This is a genomic window from Curtobacterium sp. MR_MD2014, assembly GCF_000772085.1.
GTDB lineage: Bacteria > Actinomycetota > Actinomycetes > Actinomycetales > Microbacteriaceae > Curtobacterium.
Map to the genome: position 1 here is coordinate 2,915,617 of NZ_CP009755.1, position 18,670 is coordinate 2,934,286.

At 72.5% G+C, this 18,670-nt stretch carries 18 protein-coding genes; 8 read left to right on the forward strand and 10 right to left on the reverse strand.

What is annotated here, in order from left to right; translation table 11 throughout:
• Nucleotides 1–39 precede the first annotated feature (39 nt).
• Both NI26_RS13490 and NI26_RS13500 read right to left on the reverse strand, forming a co-directional pair.
• A protein-coding gene (locus NI26_RS13490) for an IS5 family transposase (RefSeq protein WP_235426373.1) occupies nucleotides 40–880 on the reverse strand; the annotation gives its coding sequence in 2 pieces (ribosomal slippage) (nucleotides 40–576 and nucleotides 578–880; 840 coding nt in all).
• 99 nt (nucleotides 881–979) lie between these two features.
• On the reverse strand, nucleotides 980–1,318 hold the full coding sequence (locus NI26_RS13500; RefSeq protein WP_066656341.1) for a hypothetical protein: 339 nt from the start codon (nucleotides 1,316–1,318) through the stop codon (nucleotides 980–982).
• 149 nt (nucleotides 1,319–1,467) lie between these two features.
• Here NI26_RS13500 and NI26_RS13505 point away from each other — a divergent pair, with 149 nt between their 5' ends.
• Together NI26_RS13505 and NI26_RS13510 are read left to right on the forward strand one after the other, a co-directional pair.
• Nucleotides 1,468–2,280 carry a LysM peptidoglycan-binding domain-containing protein gene (locus tag NI26_RS13505; RefSeq protein WP_144411377.1) on the forward strand — a complete coding sequence of 271 codons (813 nt, stop codon included), beginning with the start codon at nucleotides 1,468–1,470 and terminating at the stop codon, nucleotides 2,278–2,280.
• Between the two features lie 64 nt (nucleotides 2,281–2,344).
• Nucleotides 2,345–2,866 (forward strand): ribonuclease H family protein, encoded by a 522-nt coding sequence (locus NI26_RS13510; RefSeq protein WP_066656346.1) that lies wholly within the window; start codon nucleotides 2,345–2,347, stop codon nucleotides 2,864–2,866.
• Nucleotides 2,867–2,965: 99 nt separating this feature from the next.
• Here the strand turns inward: NI26_RS13510 and NI26_RS13515 are convergent, their stop codons facing one another.
• Both NI26_RS13515 and NI26_RS13520 read right to left on the reverse strand, forming a co-directional pair.
• The gene (locus NI26_RS13515) at nucleotides 2,966–3,217 is read right to left on the reverse strand and encodes a DUF6458 family protein (RefSeq protein ID WP_066656348.1); all 252 of its coding nucleotides are present in this window, start codon (nucleotides 3,215–3,217) and stop codon (nucleotides 2,966–2,968) included.
• A gap of 104 nt (nucleotides 3,218–3,321) precedes the next feature.
• Nucleotides 3,322–5,883, reverse strand: coding sequence for a DEAD/DEAH box helicase (locus NI26_RS13520; RefSeq protein WP_066656349.1), 2,562 nt, complete (start codon nucleotides 5,881–5,883; stop codon nucleotides 3,322–3,324).
• A gap of 182 nt (nucleotides 5,884–6,065) precedes the next feature.
• Between NI26_RS13520 and NI26_RS13525 the strand changes: the two genes are divergently transcribed.
• Nucleotides 6,066–7,088: an LLM class flavin-dependent oxidoreductase gene (locus tag NI26_RS13525; protein WP_066656356.1), complete on the forward strand. Its 1,023-nt coding sequence runs from the start codon at nucleotides 6,066–6,068 to the stop codon at nucleotides 7,086–7,088.
• A gap of 426 nt (nucleotides 7,089–7,514) precedes the next feature.
• Here the strand turns inward: NI26_RS13525 and NI26_RS13530 are convergent, their stop codons facing one another.
• A complete protein-coding gene (locus NI26_RS13530) occupies nucleotides 7,515–10,043 on the reverse strand; it encodes a beta-glucosidase (RefSeq protein ID WP_442854638.1) in 2,529 nt (842 codons plus the stop codon).
• Between the two features lie 99 nt (nucleotides 10,044–10,142).
• On the opposite strand from NI26_RS13530, the gene NI26_RS13535 reads away from it, so the two are divergent.
• Nucleotides 10,143–10,745: a TetR/AcrR family transcriptional regulator gene (locus tag NI26_RS13535; protein ID WP_081985082.1), complete on the forward strand. Its 603-nt coding sequence runs from the start codon at nucleotides 10,143–10,145 to the stop codon at nucleotides 10,743–10,745.
• A gap of 198 nt (nucleotides 10,746–10,943) precedes the next feature.
• On the forward strand, nucleotides 10,944–11,810 hold the full coding sequence (locus NI26_RS13540; protein WP_066658693.1) for an NAD-dependent epimerase/dehydratase family protein: 867 nt from the start codon (nucleotides 10,944–10,946) through the stop codon (nucleotides 11,808–11,810).
• 24 nt (nucleotides 11,811–11,834) lie between these two features.
• Here NI26_RS13540 and NI26_RS13545 read toward each other — a convergent pair whose 3' ends face one another.
• Both NI26_RS13545 and NI26_RS13550 read right to left on the reverse strand, forming a co-directional pair.
• Entirely contained in the window at nucleotides 11,835–13,469 is a 1,635-nt protein-coding gene (locus tag NI26_RS13545; protein WP_442854639.1) for a DUF7059 domain-containing protein, read from the reverse strand.
• Nucleotides 13,466–13,843: an ArsR/SmtB family transcription factor gene (locus tag NI26_RS13550; RefSeq protein ID WP_066656359.1), complete on the reverse strand. Its 378-nt coding sequence runs from the start codon at nucleotides 13,841–13,843 to the stop codon at nucleotides 13,466–13,468. Before NI26_RS13550 ends, NI26_RS13545 begins: the two co-directional genes overlap by 4 nt.
• Nucleotides 13,844–13,949: 106 nt before the next feature.
• Here NI26_RS13550 and NI26_RS13555 point away from each other — a divergent pair, with 106 nt between their 5' ends.
• Entirely contained in the window at nucleotides 13,950–15,200 is a 1,251-nt protein-coding gene (locus NI26_RS13555; RefSeq protein WP_066656361.1) for an MFS transporter, read from the forward strand.
• 13 nt (nucleotides 15,201–15,213) lie between these two features.
• Here the strand turns inward: NI26_RS13555 and NI26_RS13560 are convergent, their stop codons facing one another.
• Both NI26_RS13560 and NI26_RS13565 read right to left on the reverse strand, forming a co-directional pair.
• Nucleotides 15,214–15,681, reverse strand: coding sequence for a TIGR02611 family protein (locus tag NI26_RS13560; RefSeq protein WP_235426374.1), 468 nt, complete (start codon nucleotides 15,679–15,681; stop codon nucleotides 15,214–15,216).
• A 262-nt stretch (nucleotides 15,682–15,943) separates the two neighbouring features.
• Nucleotides 15,944–16,276 (reverse strand): TraR/DksA family transcriptional regulator, encoded by a 333-nt coding sequence (locus tag NI26_RS13565; RefSeq protein ID WP_066656365.1) that lies wholly within the window; start codon nucleotides 16,274–16,276, stop codon nucleotides 15,944–15,946.
• 56 nt (nucleotides 16,277–16,332) lie between these two features.
• Between NI26_RS13565 and NI26_RS13570 the strand changes: the two genes are divergently transcribed.
• Complete coding sequence (locus tag NI26_RS13570) at nucleotides 16,333–17,364, forward strand: LLM class flavin-dependent oxidoreductase (protein ID WP_400430339.1); 1,032 nt, start codon at nucleotides 16,333–16,335, stop codon at nucleotides 17,362–17,364.
• Between the two features lie 15 nt (nucleotides 17,365–17,379).
• Here the strand turns inward: NI26_RS13570 and NI26_RS13575 are convergent, their stop codons facing one another.
• The gene (locus NI26_RS13575) at nucleotides 17,380–17,859 is read right to left on the reverse strand and encodes an ASCH domain-containing protein (protein WP_066658698.1); all 480 of its coding nucleotides are present in this window, start codon (nucleotides 17,857–17,859) and stop codon (nucleotides 17,380–17,382) included.
• Nucleotides 17,860–17,988: 129 nt separating this feature from the next.
• Between NI26_RS13575 and NI26_RS16960 the strand changes: the two genes are divergently transcribed.
• Complete coding sequence (locus tag NI26_RS16960; RefSeq protein WP_066656369.1) at nucleotides 17,989–18,432, forward strand: DUF2510 domain-containing protein; 444 nt, start codon at nucleotides 17,989–17,991, stop codon at nucleotides 18,430–18,432.
• Nucleotides 18,433–18,670 lie beyond the last annotated feature (238 nt).

The following is an 18,670-nucleotide window of genomic DNA, read 5'->3' on the forward strand; positions in this document are numbered from 1 at the left end:
CCTGGGTCGATCGGGGATGATGGGCGGAGCGGGAGGGACCTAGAGCGTGTCTCCTGAATGGTGGGTCCAGGCGATGACGGCGTTGAGCACGACGGCTGAGCGGTAGACGATCGCGAGGTCGTCGTACCTCGTCGCCAGGGCTCGCCATTGCTTGAGGCGACAGAAGCCACGCTCGACGACGTTCCGGTTCCTGTAGTCGATGCGGTCGTAGGTCACGGGTCTCCCGCCGCGGGAACCACGCCGTTTCCGGTGTCCTTGCTGGTCGCGAGGCTCGGGGATCACGGACTCGATACCGCGGTCGCGCAGGTGTTGCCGGATCGCGTTGGATGAGTACGCCTTGTCACCGCGGAGCCGGTCCGGTCGGGTCCGCGGCCTGCCGACCGGACGGGCCACTTCGAGCGCTGCCAGCAGCGGCAGCAGCATCGGTGAGTCGCCGGCTTGTCCGGGCGTGATCAGGGTGACCAGGGGCAGCCCGTGGCCGTCGACGAGCTGGTGGACCTTCGTGGACAGGCCGCCGCGGGAGCGGCCGAATCCGTGATCAGGCGGCTCGAGTCCCGAATCCGTGTGATTCGATGGTTCCCCCTGTGGTGCGGGCGATGTTCGTGGCGTGCTGATGCGCGCGAGCGATCGTGGAGTCCACTGACAACGACCGGTCCACCGCCCCAGCCTGGTCCGCGGACGCTGTCACCGCGGCGAGGACCCTGTCCCACGTGCCGTCGCCTGCCATCCGGCGATGCCACTTCCACACCGTCTGCCACGGCCCGAACACCTCGGGCAGGTCACGCCACGCGATCCCGGTCCGATACCGGTACACGATCCCCTCGACCATGCTCCGAGCGTCCGCAAACGGACGGCCACGTTTGCCTGTCGGACCCGGCATGAACGACTGGATCGAAGACCACTGAGCATCGGAGAGCAGCTGGAATCATGTCACCACTACAGCGCGCCAGCGCACTACCTGATCTTCAGGAGACACGCCCTAGCCCCGGCGGTCCTCCTCGGACTGCCACGGCAGGTTCAGGTCGCCCGGCTCGGGCTCGACGTCGCCCGCGTCGTCCGCACCGCCGGTGCCGGGTGCCGCCACCACGCGGGACGGGTCGATGCCGTCCTGCTCGAGGTCCTCGCGGCTGCGCTGCTGCGTCTGGGACGCGACCGTCTCCCGTTCGCTCGACGGGCTGTAGGACGTGTCGGCGGCACGCTGCTCGCGGTCGCTCACGCCGTCGACGTCGTCGCTGTGCGCCGCGTCGCGGAGTTCGTCGTTGCGGGCGCGGTCGTCGGACTCGTCGGGGCCGGGCACGTTCGGGATGCTGTCGCTCATGCCCCGCACAGTAGGCCGGGGCTCCTGGTACCGGTTCGGTCACGACGGCCGTGATCCGGTTCGCGCTCGGGTACCGTCGTCCCGACGAAGGGGGTCGGACGATGGGTCGGACGAGGGCACGGGGCACGGCGGCCGTCGCACTGGTGGGGATGAGCACGCTGCTGTTGGCTGGCTGCTCGCTGTTCGGCGACGACGCCCCGCTGCCGGCGCCGACCGGCCACGCTGCGCCGAGCGCCTCCGCGACGCCGGGGCCCGTCGGCGGGTCGGCTGCCGCGGACGACACCGCCCAGCCCGTCGCGGCGCCGCAGGCGGTGCCGGCCGGCACGGTGGTCGCGGAGACCGACGCGGTGTCGAAGACCGGCGACACGTCGATCCACGTCCGGGTCGTCGCGAACGACCACGGCACGTTCGACGCGCAGCTGTCGGACTACCGCACCACGCAGCCGCAGCCGATGTCCGTGCAGTTCCGGCGCACGGCGCAGTACGGCGACGGTGGTGACACCGAAGCGGTCGCCACGACGCAGTGGGACGCCGACGCCCAGCCGCCCGCGACGGTCAGCCTGAGCGACGGCGGCCCCTACCCGGACTGGCTGCACACGGTCGTCCTCGTCCCGCAGTCCGACGGCGACGACAGCGCCCGCCCGTGGGTCTACAAGGTGCTCGCGATCGGGAAGCTCTCCTGGTCGATCCCGAACCCCGACCCGGACCTGCACGTCACGCTCGGCACGGCCCGACCGGGTGCGTACGGTTACGCGTTCGACGCCGCCGACGAGACCCTCCGCGGGACGACCGGCACCCCGGTCAGCTACAAGGTCAACGAGGGCGACGACCAGTCCACCATCGCGAAGCGCTTCGGCATCACCGTGGACCAGCTGCGGTGGCTCAACCCGACGATGCAGACCCGTGGCAACAACTGGGTGCTCGCCGGCTCCTGGATCAACCTGGACCCGGCCTCGCGCTGACACGGAGCCCGGTGCGGGTCCGTTACGCTCGTCCAGCACCCCGCACCACCCAGGAGGCCACATCGTGACCATCGTCGCCGCCGCAGACGGCTCCGCCCTCGGCAATCCCGGACCGGCCGGCTGGGCCTGGTACGTCGATGACGACCGCTGGGCAGCCGGTGGATGGCCGCGGGCGACGAACAACATCGGCGAGCTCACGGCCGTGCTGCAGCTGCTCCGCGCCACGAAGGACACCGGCGAGCCGCTGCACATCCTCTGCGACAGCCAGTACGCGATCAAGGCGTGCACGGAGTGGCTGGCCGGGTGGAAGCGCAAGGGCTGGCGGAAGGCCGACGGCAAGCCCGTGCTGAACGTCGAGATCATCAAGGAGCTCGACGCCGAGCTGCAGGGCCGCAAGGTCACCTTCGAGTGGGTCCGCGGTCACGTCGGCCACGAGATGAACGAGGCCGCGGACGTCCGTGCCCGCGGCGCTGCGACCGCCTTCCAGAACCGCACCGAGGTACCGACCGGTCCGGGTTGGCCGGACACCGTCGTCCCGCCCGCTCCGGAGCCGGTGCAGGTCGAACCGCCCGCCACCCTGTTCTGACGAGCCACACGCCCTGTCGGGCCGCACGACGACGGGCCGCACGACGACGGGCCCGGGCGATGTCCTCGCCCGGGCCCGTCGTCCGCTCGGGACGTGCGCTCAGTAGGTGCCGTCGCGACGGTCCTGTCGGGTGATCTGCTCCCCCGACGCCGGGTCGACGCCCGACCGGGTGGTGGTCGTGGTCCGACGCCCGCCGAACCCGACCGCCAGGCTGATGATGAGCAGCACGACCCCGGCTGCCATCAGGATGTAGCCGATCAGGCGCAGGTCGATGCCGGCGATCTGGTAGTCGACCGCGAAGGCGACGATCGCTCCGATCACGATCAGGGCGATGCTCGATCCGATGCGCATGACGGGTCCTTCCGTGGTGCCCCGTCCCGGGTGTCCGGGGCTGGCGTCGAAGGTACCCGGACCGCGGCGGCGAGGTTCCGTGTGACCGCCGAGCGAGGCCGCCCTCAGTCGACGTCGACCTCGGCCCAGCCGTCGAACCGGCCGATCTCGGTGACGCGCACCACGGCTTCGCCGGTCTCGTCGGACGCGTCCAGGTCGATCGTCGCCGAGAACCCGAAGTCCTTGTCGCCCTCGGGGTCGGCGAAGATCTGCCGTGCCCGCCAGGTCCGACCCGGCCCGTGCTCGTCGAGCACCAGGTACGCCATCGACCGGGCGTCCCCGTCGGTCCCGATCGCGTCGTGCTCCTCGTAGTACTCCTCGAGCACGGCGTCCCACTCCTCCTGCCCGAACCCTGCGGCCCCGTCGAGCGCGGCGAGCCCGGCAACGTCGTCGGCCGCCGCGAGCAGCACCCGCTGGAACAGCGCGTTCCGCACGAGCACGCGGAACGCGCGCGGGTTGCCGGTGAGCCGCGCGGGCTGCGGCGGCGCGATCTCGTCGTGTTCCGCGGCGGCCTCCGCGACGGAGCCGTTGACCAGCGCCTCCCACTCGTCGACGAGCGAGGAGTCGGTCTGCCGCACGACCTCGCCGAGCCACTCGATCAGGTCGTCGAGCTCGGGCGTGCGCTGTTCCTCGGAGATGGTCTGGCGCATGGTGCGGTAGGCGTCGGACAGGTACCGGAGCACGAGTCCCTCGGAGCGGGTCAGCTGGTAGAACCGCACGAAGTCGCCGAAGGTCATCGCCCGCTCGTACACGTCGCGCACCACGGCCTTGGGCGACAGCGTGAAGTCGAGCACCCACGGCTGTTCGGCCGCGTAGGCCTCGTACGCGGCGGTCAGCAGTTCGTCGAGCGGCTTGGGCCAGGTGACCTCCTCGAGCAGCTCCATCCGCTCCTCGTACTCGATGCCCTCGCGCTTCATCCGGGCGACCTCCTCGCCGCGCTCCTTGAACTGCTGCTGCGCGAGGACGGCGCGCGGGTCGTCGAGGGTCGCCTCGACGACCGACACCATGTCGAGCGCGTACGTCGGGGACTCGGGGTCGAGCAGTTCGAAGGCGGCGAGTGCGAACGGCGACAGCGGCTGGTTGAGCGCGAAGTTCACGGGCAGGTCGACGGTCATGCGGTAGCGCCCGTCGACCTTCTCGATCACGCGGGCGTTGATCAGCGTGCGGGCGATCGACAGCGCGCGCCGGGCCATCGCGAGCTGCCGGGAGCGCGGCTCGTGGTTCTCGAACACGAGCGAGCGGACGTCGGCGAAGGCGTCACCCCCGCGGGCGACGACGGCGAGCACCATCGCGTGCGTGATCCGCATCCGGGACACCATCGGCTCGGGCTCGGCGGCGATGAGCCGGTCGAACGACGCCGGCCCCCACGAGACGAACCCCTCCGGCGCCTTCTTCTTCTTGACCTTGTTCTTCTTCTTCGGGTCGTCCCCGGCCTTGGCGACGGCCCGGGCGTTCTCGATCTCGTGCTCCGGCGCCTCGGCCACGACGTCGCCCTCGGTGTCGTAGCCGGCTCGTCCGGCTCGTCCGGCGATCTGGTGGAACTCGCGGGCGGACAGCTGCCGCATCCGGGAGCCGTCGAACTTCGTCAGCCCGGTGAGCAGCACGGAGCGGATCGGCACGTTGATCCCGACCCCCAGGGTGTCGGTGCCACAGATCACCGGCAGCAGGCCGCGCTGGGCGAGCTGCTCGACGAGCCGGCGGTACTTCGGCAGCATGCCCGCGTGGTGCACGCCGATGCCGGCCCGGATGAGTCGTGACAGCGTCTGCCCGAACCCGGCGCTGAAGCGGAACCCGGCGATCGCGGCGGCGATCTCGTCCCGGCGTTCGCGCGACGCCACCTTCACGGACATGAGCGCCTGCGCCCGTTCGAGCGCAGCGGCCTGGGCGAAGTGCACGATGTAGACCGGCGCCTTCCCCTCCTCGAGCAGACGTTCGACCGTCTCCTGCACCGGGGTCAGCACGTACTCGTACGACAACGGCACGGGCCGCGAGACGCCGGTGACCCGTGCGGTCGGGCGCCCGGTCCGGCGCGACAGGTCGTCGGCGATGGTCGTGACGTCGCCGAGCGTCGCCGACATGAGCAGGAACTGCGCGCGCTCGAGCACGAGCAGCGGCACCTGCCACGCCCAGCCGCGGTCGGGGTCGCCGTAGAAGTGGAACTCGTCCATCACCACGACGTCGACCTCGGCGTCCGGGCCCTGGCGGAGCGCGGTGTTCGCGAGGATCTCGGCGGTGCAGCAGATGATCGGGGCGTCCGCGTTGACGCTCGAGTCACCGGTCACCATGCCGACGTTCTGCGCGCCGAACAGGTCCACGAGCTGGAAGAACTTCTCGGAGACGAGGGCCTTGATGGGCGCCGTGTAGTAGCTGCGCTTGCCCTCGGCGAGCGCGGCGAAGTGCGCCCCGGCCGCGACGAGGGACTTGCCGGTGCCGGTCGGCGTGCTGAGGACGACGTTCGCGCCGGAGACGAGCTCGATGAGCGCTTCGTCCTGCGCCGGGTAGAGCGGTCGTCCGCCCGCCTCGGCCCAGTCGGCGAACGCCTGGTAGACCGCGTCGGGGTCGACGGCGCCGTCGACCGCCGCCGGCAGGGCGGCGAGGAGCGGCGGGGTGGTGGTGACGTCGGTCATGCGCCCATCCTCCCAGGTGGGCGGTGACCGGCAGACGAGCCGGCGGCGGACGGGAGGCACGGGGCCGCTCCGTCACGCATCCGGCGTCCGCACGCGCCGACCGCAGGTCGCAGGCCGGAGACGAGCCGCGCCTCCCGTCCGGCGCCCTGTCGGGAATCGATGCGCGCGCATAGACTCAGACCGTGCGCGAACTCGGCTTCCTCTCCTTCGTCCCCAACCACGGCGGCACCGCCGGTGCTGCTGCCGCCCTGGAGGACGGTCTCCGCCTGTTCGAGACGGCCGAGTCGCTCGGGTACGGCACCGGCTGGGTCCGGGGCCGCCACTTCGAGCCCTTCCTGACCAGCCCGATGACGTTCTTCGCGGCGGCCGCCCAGCGCACGAGCACCATCGGTTTCGGCACCGCCGTCCTCGGCATGCGGTACGAGGACCCGATCCGTCTCGCCGAGGACGCCAGCACCGTCGACCTTCTCAGCGACGGTCGGGTGCAGCTCGGCATCAGCACCGGGATCGCCGGGTACGGCCCGATCCTCGACCCGGTGTTCGGCGGGTCGGAACGCAGCTTCCGCGACGAGGCCGAGGTGCGCGCGGCGCGGCTGCTCGAGGTCCTGCAGGGCGAGCCGCTCGGCACCGCGGGGAAGGGCTACGAGAGCATCCCCGCCGGTGCCGACCTGACCCTCCAGCCGCTGTCGCCAGGCCTGCGCGACCGCGTCTGGTGGGGCGGCGGCAGCACGGGCACCGCGGTCCGCACGGCCGAGAAGGGCCTGCTGCTGCACTGCTCGACGCTCAACACCGAGGACACGGGCGCCCCGTTCGCCCAGGCACAGGCGGACCAGCTCACCGCGTACCGCGACCGCTTCGCCGAGCTGCAGGCCGCCGGCGAGCACCCCGGCCGCACGCCGAAGGTGGCGGTCGGTCGGATCGTCGTCCCGATGCTCGACGACCACGACCGCCGGGTGCACGAGGAGTTCCTCACCGGGTACGCGAGCGGGATGGACGACGAGGGGCGCCCCCTGAGCGGTCCGCCGTTCCGGTTCAGCAGGATCGTGTCGGGCGGTGTGGACGAGATCGTCGACGCCCTGGCAGCCGACCCCGCGGTCCAGGCGACCGACGAGCTGGTGATCACCCTGCCGGCGAACGGCGACGCCGCGGCGCACGAACGCATCCTGCGGGTCGTCGCCGAGGAGATCGCCCCGCGGCTGCCCTGAGCACGACCGCTGACGACAGGCACCCGGCCGGGGCTCGAGTCGGGGTGGTGAGGTCCGACGAGCCCCGGGCCGGATGACCATCTCGTCCCTGATCCGTACGGGATGGTGGCATCACTCTTTCACTTTCTGAAGGATTTGTCATCATCACTTCCCCGGGAACGGGCACATGGCCAGTTGCGCACGACAACCCCTGGTCAGAAGCGGAAAGGTACGCTCTCGTACCTTTGCCCACAGGACGACGAATGCGCCCCCGCGCGGACGCGGGGACGCATTCTGGACGCACCGGGATCGACGGGGTTCCACGGCCGGATCAGGAGGCCGCTTCGCTCACACGACGATCCCTCGGTGGTGCGCGCGCCGACGGTAACCAGCCGACTGGCGCGGATTCATGCTACTGAACGCATCCACGACCGTGCGGAAATCGGCTCACTCCAGTTCGAGGGCCGCGGAACCGGCCAGGTCCGCGACCGAGGCACCGACGTGGAGCTCGAACGTCCCGGGCTCGTAGCGCCAGGCGCCGTCCCAGTGTGCGAACGCCCGGGCCGGAACCTCGATCGACACCTCGGTGGACTCCCCTGCCCCGAGCCGGACGGGCGCGAAGCCGACGAGCCAGCGAACGGGACGGTCGACCGCCGACTCCGTGCGGGAGGCGTAGACCTGCACGACGTGCTTCCCGGCACGGTCGCCCGTGTTCGCCACGGTCGCGGTGACGATCGCGGCGTCACCCTCCGTCACGGTCGGCGACGCGGCGACGCCGTCGATCGTCCAGGTGGTGTAGCCCAGCCCGTGGCCGAACGGGTAGGCGGGCTCGGTGCCGGCGCGCAGCCAGGCACGGTAGCCCACGTGCACGCCCTCGTCGTAGGCGACCTTGCCGTCGACCGGCGTGACGTCCTGCACCGGGACGTCGGCGAGGGTCGCCGGCCAGGTGGTGGGCAGGCGCCCGCCGGGCTCCGCGGCACCGGTCAGGACGTCGGCCAGCGCGTTGCCGTACTCCTGTCCGCCGAACCAGGTCAGGAGCACCGCGGCGACGTCGTTCCGCCAGGGCATCTCGACCGGCGAACCGGAGTTCACCACGACGACCGTGTTCGGGTTCACGGCGGCGACGGCACGGACCAGCTCGTCCTGGTGGCCCGGCAGCGCGAGCGACGAGCGGTCGTAGCCCTCGGACTCGACCTTGCTGTTCGTCCCGACGACGACGATCGCCACGTCGGCGTCGCGGGCCGTCGCGACCGCGGCCTCGACGAGTGCGGCGGGGTCGGCGTCGCTCGGCTCGGTACCGAACTGGTAGGCGAGCACACCGCCCAGCGCCTCGTCCTGCACGATGTCGTGCTCGATCCGGATCGCGAGCTGCTGCCCGGCCTCGACCGACACCGGCACCGAGCGCGCCGGCGGGTTGAGGAACGCCGCACCGAGCTGGTCCCCCTCGACCGGCACGGTCTCGTCGAGCAGGAGCTCGCCGTCGACCCACATGCGCGAGCGACCGGCGGCACCGATGCCGATCCGCACGGTCCCCGTCGTCTCGGCGGTGTACGTCGTGGTGACGTCGAGTCGGTCGGACTCCCGGATCGGGGCGTCGCCGCCGAACCAGAACAGCGCGGTGGCACGGCGGTCCTCGACGAACAGCTCCTCGCCGCCCTTGACGAACGCCACCCGTGCACCGGGCTCCCCCGTGGCCGGGTTCGTGATGCTGGACAGCGGGAACTCCGCGATGCCCTCCTGCACCACGGCGCCGATGGCGTGGTCGACCGTCGCGCCGGGGAAGGCCGCTCGGATGCCCTCGATGGGCGTGACGACGTGCTCCGGCACCACCGTCGCCGAACCGCCGCCCTGCGTGCGGGCCTGGTCGGCGTTGTGCCCGAGGAGCGCGATCCGCGACGCCGCGGACGCATCGAGCGGCAGGATCCCGGTGTTGCGGACGAGGACGGTGCCCTCGGCCTCGGCCGTCCGCACGAACGCGACGCCGTCCTCGACGTGCACCGGCTGCGCGGCCACGGGCTCGAAGCCCTCGAGCGCGCCGACGCGGGCGGCGAGCGTCAGGATGCGGCGGACCTTGCGGTCGACGGCCTCCATCGGGACCTCGCCCGACTCGACCGCCTGCAGCAGGGGCCCCTCGCTCCACCAGGGGTTCGGCCCGGGCATCGCGACGTCCTGCGACGCCTTCGCCGACTCCACCGAGCGGACGCCGGTCCAGTCGGACACGACGATGCCGTCGAAGCCCCACTCCGAGTTGAGCGGTGTCTCGAGCAGGTCGTTCTCGGACGCGGTGACGCCGTTGATCGCGTTGTAGGACGACATGACCGCCCAGGCGTGCGCCTCGGTCACGGCCTTCTCGAACGCGAGCAGGTACAGCTCACGGAGCGCACGGTCCGACACCTCCGTCGACGCGGTGAACCGGTCGGTCTCGTAGTCGTTCGCGATGTAGTGCTTCGGGGTCGCGGCGACGCCGTTCTCCTGCACGCCGTCGACGTAGGACGCGGCGAGGTCGCCGGTCAGCAGCGGGTCCTCGCTGAACGCCTCGAAGTGGCGACCACCGAGGGGCGAGCGGTGCAGGTTGATCGTCGGGCCGAGGACGACGTCGACGCCCTTCCGGCGGGCCTCGACCGCCGCGGCGGCACCGTAGCGCTTCGCGATCGCGCGGTCCCAGCTCGCCGACAGGGCGGTGGCGGACGGCAGGTTGAGCGACGGGTCGCGCTCGTCCCAGACCTCGCCGCGGACGCCGGACGGACCGTCGGACATCAGGATGCGGCGCAGCCCGATCTTCTCGACCGGCCAGGTCGTCCAGAAGTCGCGCCCGGTCAGCAGCTGGACCTTCTCCGCGGTCGTCAGCTGTCCGACGAGCGCGGCGATGCGCTCGTCCAGCGGCGACGCGGCGGTCGGCCGGGAGGCGCGGGTGGTGTCGTCCACGGTGGTCACGATGGTCGGTCCCTTCGTTGTGCGACGCAGGCGACGGGGCATGACCTCCGCGCGCCATCGTCGGCGGCTGCGGGCAGCGTAGCACCCAAAACCTATCGGAAGTAGGTTTGTTGGGTCTCGAACCCGCTGTACGCTCGCGCCATGGCACGACGGGGTTCGTACGCGAAGGGGATCGCGAAGCGCGAGGAGATCCTCACGGTCGCGCTCGACCTCGTCGCGCAGCAGGGGTTCCGGCGCACGAGCATCAAGGACATCGCCGACGCGGTCGGGCTCACCCAGGCCGGGCTGCTGCACTACTTCGACTCGAAGGACGACCTCTGGGTGGAGATCCTCCGTCGCCGCGACGAGGTCGACCTGGCGCACGACTGGGGCACCGCGGCCGAGGACCCCGGTGCGTTCCTCGCGGCGATCGTCCGGCACAACACCGAGGTCCCGGGCCTCGTGCAGATGTTCGTCAACCTGTCGGCGGCCGCCGCGACCGACGACGAGCACCCCGCGCACGAGTACTTCCGCGAGCGCTACGAGCGCAGCCGGAACGACTTCGCCCGGGACTTCCGCACCATGCAGCAGGACGGCCGGCTCCGCTCCGACGTGGACACCGAGCAGCTGGCGAGCGTGCTCCTGGCGATCTCCGACGGCATGCAGATCCAGTGGCTGTACGACCCGTCGCGGGACATGGCCGACCACGTCGAGCTCGTCGCACGGCTCGCGGTCGCGCAGTCCGTCACGCCCGCCCCGGCCTGACGCCGGCACCCCGGCCCGCCGCGCTCCCGCCGCGCTCGACCGCTCCGGCCCCGGGCCGCGTCGGCCGCATCGCCTGCGTCGCCTGCACCGCCTGCGCCGCCCGGACAGGTACCGCCAGTGCCTGGTCCCCGCTCGGGCGCGCACGGCAGGATGGGGTCCGGCCGACCAGGCCGTCCGACGACGATGTGGAGTGACGCGATGACGCGTGTTGTGGTGACCGGAGGCAGCGGGAAGCTCGGACGGGCGGTCGTCCGCGACCTCGACGAGCACGGGTACGACGTGGTCCTGCTCGACCGGGTGCCCTCCCCCGACAAGCCGGAGCGGGTGCCCTTCGTCCGCATCGACCTGAGCGACTACGGCCAGGTGCTCGGGGCGCTCACGGGCATCGACGACCGCTACGACCGCGTCGACGCCGTGGTGCACCTCGCCGCCGTACCGGCCCCCGGACAGGTGCCCGACGTCGCTCTCATCACGAACAACGTGACCGCGTCGATCAACGTCTTCCACGCCGCCCGTGTCGCCCGGATCAAGAACGTCGTGTGGGCGTCGAGCGAGACCCTGCTCGGCATCCCGATGGGCGAGCACCACCCGCCGTACCTGCCCGTCGACGAGGAGTTCGCGGTCCGCCCGCAGTCCTCGTACTCGCTCGGCAAGGCGGTCGAGGAGGAGATGGCCCGCCACTTCACCCGCTGGGACCCGGAGCTCAAGATGATCGGGCTGCGCTTCTCGAACGTCATGGACGAGACCGACTACCCGTCGTTCCCGTGGGACGCCTCCCCCGAGGCGAAGACCTTCAACCTGTGGTCGTACATCGACTCGCGCGACGGGGCGCAGGCCGTGCGGCGGTCGCTCGAGGCCGAGCTCACCGGGTTCGAGGCGTTCGTCATCGCGAGCCCCGACACCGTGATGGACACCCCGACGATCGAGCTCGTGGAGCGCTTCGTGCCGGACATCGAGCGCCGTGCGGACATCGACGGCACGAGCTCCCTGCTCTCGAGCGAGAAGGCCCGCGAGCTCCTCGGCTACGCCCCCGAGCACACCTGGCGGAACCACCGCTCGCGCTGACCGGAGGGGAGGCGCGGGGCGGCCTCAGGACGTCGGCGCGAGCAGCAGGCCGTCCAGCACCAGGTCGCGCACGCGCGGCAGCAGGTCTGCCACGAGCGCGCCCTCGTCCACGCCGGTGATCTGCGCGATGGCGCCGACGATCGCCGCGACCGACAGCTCCCCGTCGCAGGCACCCACGAACGCGGCGAGCGCCGTGTCCGCGTCCACCCGACGGCCGAAGCCACCGCCCTGCACGAGCGTGATCACGGTCGGGTCGTCGTTCCCGGGCCAGTAGTGCCGCTCCTCGGTCACGTCACCGGCGACCCGCAGATGGGCGGCGGCGAGCGCCTCGTCGTCGTGCGCCTCGAGCCACCCGGTGGCGTCGAGCACCCGTGCGACCGTCGCGCCGAGCCCCACGGGGTTGGAACCGAGCGCCTCGGGGACCCGCTCGGCGCGGCGGAGGCGAGCCGTACCTCCCGGCCGACCGATCTCCGTTGCCGACGCCGACGCACGCCGGACGACCACGTACCCGAAACCGACCCCGGTGACCCGCCGGGTCGCGAAGTCGTCGAGCCAGGCGTCCACGAGCCGGTCGAACCCGTCCGTGCCGGGCTTCGTGCCGCCGTCGCGGATCCAGGTCTCGGCGTAGGCGGGCGGGTCCTCGCGCTCCCGCTCGACGACCCACAGGTCGAGGTCCTCGGCGTCCGCGAACCACGAGCGCACCCGGTCGAGCCCGTCGACGCCCCAGCGGTACTCCCAGTTGCCGAGCAGCTGCGCGGTCCCGCCGGGTGCGAGGTGGTCGGCGAGCCCGCGGAGCACGGTCTCGACGAGCGCGTCGCCGACCATGCCGCCGTCGCGGTACTCGTAGGAGGGCACGTCGTCGCGACGCGGGGTGATGACGAACGGCGGGTTCGACACGATCCGGTCGAACCGCTCGCCCGCCACCGGCTCGTACAGCGACCCGAGCCGGAACTCGATGCCGTCGATGCCGTTGAGCGCCGCGTTGAACCGGGCGATGTCGAGCGCACGGCGGGAGATGTCCGTGGCGACGACCTCGTCGGCGAAGCGACGGGCGTGCATGGCCTGGATCCCGCACCCGGTCCCGAGGTCGAGCACCCGTCGGACCGGCACCGGGACCTGGAGCCCGGAGAGCGTGGTGGTCGCGCCGCCGATGCCGAGCACGTGTTCCTCGCCCAGTGCGGTGCCGAGTGCGAGCTCCCCGAGGTCGGAGACGATCCACCAGCTGCCGGCGCCGAGGTCGTCGACGAAGGCGTAGGGCCGCAGGTCGACGGTCGGGTGGACCAGGAGGTGGTCGGCGTCGGGAGCACCGGCGTCGTCCGTGTCGTCGTCGATCCGGAGCAGACCGGCCGCGAGCACCGCGTCGAGCCCGGCCGTCGGGAACGCCCGCTCGGCATCGCTCCGGTCGACCGGCAGGCCGAGCACGAACAGCGTCGCGAGCGTGGTCAGCGGCGTGGTGTCCCGCGCGGCGAGCGCCCGCAGCGCGGCGACCCGGGAACCGCGGTGCAGCGATGCAGCGGCCTCGGTGCCCCAGAGTGCGTCGATGCGGTCGACGGTGAAGCCCGCGGCGTCGAGGTCGGCGGCGAGCGCCGTCGTCACCGCGGGGACGGTCGTGATCGTCGGGAGCTCGTGGGCGATCGGACCGCGGGGCCGGCCGGTCACGCGGGGACCTCCTCGCGCATGACGGTCGCGGGGACCTGCCACGCGGCCACCAGGTCGAGGAGCCCGGGGAAGCGCTGCTGCACGTCCTCGACCCGGACCCGGCTCGAGCGCGTCAGTCCCTCCTGGTGCTGCTCGAGCAGGCCGGCCTCGCGCAGGACGCGGAAGTGGTGCGTCAGCGTCGACTTCGGTCGGTCGACCCCGACCCACCCACAGCTGCGGACGCCACCGGCGGCGTCGACCAGGTAGCGGTGCAGGATCGTCAGCCGGATCGGGTCGCTCAGCGCGTCGAGCACGACGGGCAGGTCCATCTCGGCGACGGTCGGCTGCGGCAGGCGTTCTGGGGCGACGACGGAGTCCACGGGCGCGGCGGGCATGCGACGACGGTAGCACCGCGCACGCAGTAGTACGACTTGCGTCGTACTGGTGCACTGCTGTACGAATGCTGTCGTACAGCAGTCGATCCGGCCGGAAGGTGCCACCATGCAGTCAGCACGCGGAGTCGCGGGGTTCTGGATCCTCGCCGCCATGCTCTTCGTGGCGATGGCCTCGTCCTCGGTCCCGTCGCCGATCTACCCCGTCTACGCCGCCGAGTGGGACCTCACGCCGCTCATGCTCACGGGGGTGTTCGCGATCTACGTCGCCGGACTCCTCGTCACCATGCTCGTCGCCGGTCGGCTGTCCGACCACGTCGGCCGGAAGCCCGTGCTCGTCGCCGGCGGACTGCTGCTCGTCGTGTCGCTCGTGCTGTTCACCGGCGCCGACGGGTTCACGGCCCTCGTGGTCGACCGGATCGTGCAGGGCGTCGCGGTCGGGCTGCTCATCGGCGCCCTCGGTGCAGCGCTCATCGACAACTCGCTCGAGCGCTTCCCCTCGCTCGCGGGCGTGCTGAACGGTGCCGTCCCACCCTTCGCCCTGGCGACCGGCGCGGTGTCGAGCGGCGCCCTCGTGGAGTGGGGCCCGGCACCGGAGCAGCTCGTCTACGTGCTCTTCGGTGCGCTCCTGCTGCTGCTCGTCGCCGCCCTGGTCGTCGTGCCCGAGCGGGTCACGCGCCGACCGGGTGCACTCCGCTCCCTCCGCCCGACCGTGTCCGTCCCGCGGGCGTCGCGGGCGCTCTTCCGCGGCGTCGCCGGGGCGCTCGTCGCCAGCTGGGCACTGGGCGGGCTGTTCCTGTCGCTCGTGCCGTCGGCCCTCGGCGCGGTGTTCGGCATCCACGACCACTTCGCAGCCGGGGCTCTCATCGCCGTCGTCACCGGCGTCGGCGGACTCACCGGTCTCGCCATCCAGCGCCTCGACACACGTCGGAGCCTGTTCCTCGGGCTCGTCGCGCTCATCGTCGGCCCGGTCGTCACCGTGACGTTCGTGTTCGCGCACTCGCTGCCCGGGCTCGTCGTCGGCAGCGCGATCGCGGGCGTCGGCTTCGGCGCGGGCTTCCAGGCACCCCTGCGGATGCTGCTCGCCACCGCGGCGCCGACGCACCGCGCCGGACTCCTGTCGTCGGTCTACATCGTCAGCTACCTGGCGTTCGGCGTACCCGCCGTCGTCGCGGGACTCGTCGAACCGGCGTTCGGCTTCGTGCCGGTGCTCGCCGGCTACGGCGCCTTCATCGTCCTCGCCGCGGCGATCGCCCTCGTGCTGCAGCTCGCGTCACGCAGCGCGGCCGGGGTCGAGGAGCGCGCCGCCGAGGCCGTCGAGCGCACCGCGACCGGTTCCGTCCGGACCGTCGCCGAGTAGCGCCGCGCGAGGGCTAGTGCCCGGCCCGCGCCCGGTTCGGTCGCTGTGCGCGGACCCCGGTGCTGCGGTGTGCGTCGGCGTGCGCCGCGTCGACGTCGGCCTTGCCGCGGTCGGCCGCCCTCCGCAGCCACTGCGGTCCGTGCGCCTTCGCCCAGTCCCAGAAGCGGTGGAGCTGCGCGCGCAGCCACGTGATGATGCGGTGGAAGAAGTGGAACTCGCTCGCCAGGATCGTCAGGCCGATGAAGACCACGAGCCACCCCGGACCGGGCAGCGGCACGAGGATGAGCCCGATCACCACGACGAGTCCGCCGACGATCCCGACGAGCACCTTGTAGAACAGGTGCCACCCCGGCCGCGCGTGGATCCAGGCGCGCATCCGACGGAACCACCGGAAGCGGTGGTGCCGGTCGTCGGCGTCGGTCTCGGGAGCCGTGGTGTCGGCACGCACGACCGCGTCGGGTCGCTCGTGGGTGTCGTCCATGGCGGCAACCTAGGGCGCGCGGCTGGGAAACGGCGGCGCAACCGGTCCACGCCACGTGAGCAGTGGGACGGGCGGACACCGCGCCTCCCGGCCGTCACGGGCCTCGGCCCACCGGAGCCCTCGTTCCGTCGAGACGCCGCGGTCTCGTCGCGACGGCGTCGGATGCAACGGCGTTCTGCGCGCCCCGCGGCGTCTCGCGCAGTCGGGGCCGTGTCGCGCCGGCCGCAGCCCCGTCAGCGGGCCCCGTCGGCCTGGAGGCTCGTCACGCGTGAGCGACGCACGTCGCAGCCCACGGGACCGCGGCGAGACGGGCCTCCGGGATCGGTTCGCCGCCGACGGCGCACCGCCCGTAGGTGCCGGCGTCGAGCCGCGCGAGCGCGGCGTCGACCAGGCGGATGCGTTCCCGGGCGTCGTCGCGCACCGCACCGAGCGACCCGCGCTCCCAGGCGAGGGTCGCACCCTCGGGGTCGTGCTCGTCGTCCGCGTTGGCGTCCAGGCGCGCGTCGCTGACGTCCCGCATGCTGCGCTCGACGTCGGCGAGCAGCCGCTCGTTGCGCCGCCGTTCGTCGGCGAGCGCGGTGCGGGGGTCGTCCATGCCGACGACCGTAGTCGCGTCGGAATGCGGCCGCAGCAGCATGCGTTCGCATCGGCATGACGAAGATCGGGTTCCTGTCCTTCGGGCACTGGCGCGACGTGCCGGGCTCGCGTGTGCGCAGCGGCCGCGAGGCCCTCGTGCAGGCGATCGACCTCGCCGTCGCGGCCGAGGAAGCGGGCGTCGACGGCGCGTACTTCCGCGTGCACCACTTCGCTCCGCAGCAGGCGGCGCCGTTCCCCCTGCTCTCGGCGATCGCCGCCCGGACCAGCCGCATCGAGATCGGCACCGGCGTGATCGACATGCGCTACGAGAACCCGCTCTACATGGCCGAGGAAGCCGCGGCCACCGACCTCATCTCGGGAGGCCGACTGCAGCTCGGTGTCTCGCGGGGGTCACCCGAGACCGCCCTCGCCGGGTACCAGCAGTTCGGCTACGTGCCCGAGGCGCACGACACCAACGGCGGCGACATGGCGCGCTCCCACACCGACGTGTTCCGTCGTGCGATCGCCGGCGAGCCGATGGCACACGCGAACCCGCAGATGACCGGGTCGGCCGGGTCGCTGTCGGTGTCCCCGCTGTCGGACTCGCTGCCCGACCGGATCTGGTGGGGTGCCGGGACCCGCGCGACCGCCGAGTGGACGGCCGAGCAGGGCATGAACCTCATGTCGTCGACCCTGCTCACCGAGGACACCGGCGTGCCGTTCGACCAGCTGCAGGCCGAGCAGATCGAGCGATTCCGGACGACGTGGCGCGAGATGGGCTGGGAGCGGACGCCCCGGGTCTCGGTGTCGCGCAGCATCATCCCGATCACCGACGACGAGTCGCGGCACTACTTCGGCGTGCGGGCACAGGTCGAGGGGCAGGACCAGGTCGGGCACCTCGACGGCGGGCTCGCCCGCTTCGGTCGGTCCTACATCGGGGAGCCGGAGCAGCTCGTCGCCGAACTCGCCGCCGACGCCGCGGTCCGGGCTGCCGACACCGTGCTCGTCACCGTGCCGAACCAGCTCGGCGTGGACTTCAACGCCCGGCTGCTCGCAGCGACGAAGGCCGTCATGGACGAGGTCGACGCCGCGACCGTCCCCGCGTAGGTCGGGTCGTCCGGCTCACGCCCCCGCGGGCGCTTCCGGCCAGAGCAGGCGGAAGCGCTCGCACAGCACCGGCATGTCCGGTTCGTACCCGCGCGGGTTCTCGGAGTGCTCACGCCAGTAGCGCTCGTGCACCGCACGCCAGTGCGCGAGGGTGCGGTCCCCCTCGCCCTCGGCGCGGGCGTGCTCCTCGCCGACCTGGTCGAACGGGACGACCCGCAGGTCCGTCGTCTCGATCACGGCCCGGGGCTCGCCGCGACCGTCCAGGATCACCGAGAGCTCGCCGACCTCGGGCAGCGGGTCGCCCGTCGCCTCGTAGTCCCACATCGACGACGCCGTGCCGTCCTTGATCCCGCGGAGCACCAGGTCGAGCAGTCCGTCGGCGTGGTCCGGCGTCGCGCCGAACGCCCACGCCTCCGGCACGGCCTCGGGCAGCTCCGGTGCCTCGTCGCGGCGGGCGGCCCAGAAGGCGGACAGGGTCTCGGCGTCGGCGGTGATCACCGCACGACCGTAGCGCAGGTGCGACCGGTCCCCCTTGTTGCCGACACCCGCTGTGGGACTGTGGCCGTGCCTCCCGGCTGCGTAGCGTCGAGGTGCACCATCCACCGCACCCGCGAGGAGCACCCCGTGACGCTGCCGGCCGCCGGCTGGTTCCCGGACCCCCAGGACGCCCACCGCCTCCGGTGGTGGGACGGTCACGCGTGGGGCGGGGCGACGCGGGTGCTCCCGGCACGGCAGGAGCCCGTCGCACCGGTCGTCGTCGCACCGGTCGGGCCGTCGTTCTCCGTCGAGGGCGCAGCGGTGCGCACCGGGTCCTGGGCGTCCGGCGGGTCCGTGCAGCGGGTCGGGGCGGCGGCGCTCGTGGCGGTCCTGCTCGCGGTCGTGTCGATCGTCTGGAACCCGGTCGGCATCGCGAGCACGCTGGCCGTCGTCACGGGCGTCCTCGCGATCGTGCGTCCCGGCGCGACCGGCGGCTGGCGGGCGCTGTGGCGGAGCGCCGCGGCGAGCGCCCTCGTGGTCGCGGTCGCCACGGGCGTGGTCGCTGCGTCCGCGCAGTTCCACCTGTTCTGAGCGCTGCGGGCGGAGCTGCCGCGCCCGCGGCGCTCGGCGCTCGGCACTACGGGAAGCACGTCGCGCCACGGTTCTTCATGGCGCGACGTGCTTCCGGTTGTGCCCGAGCACGTCGCGCCGCACGTCACCCCGGCCCTGCCTCCGGCCCCGCCTCCGGCCCCGGTCGGCCGCCCGGCCGGCCGGCCGGCAGGCCGGCAGGCAGGCAGGCCGGCCGCAGCGCTACCGCCGCGCCCGCGGC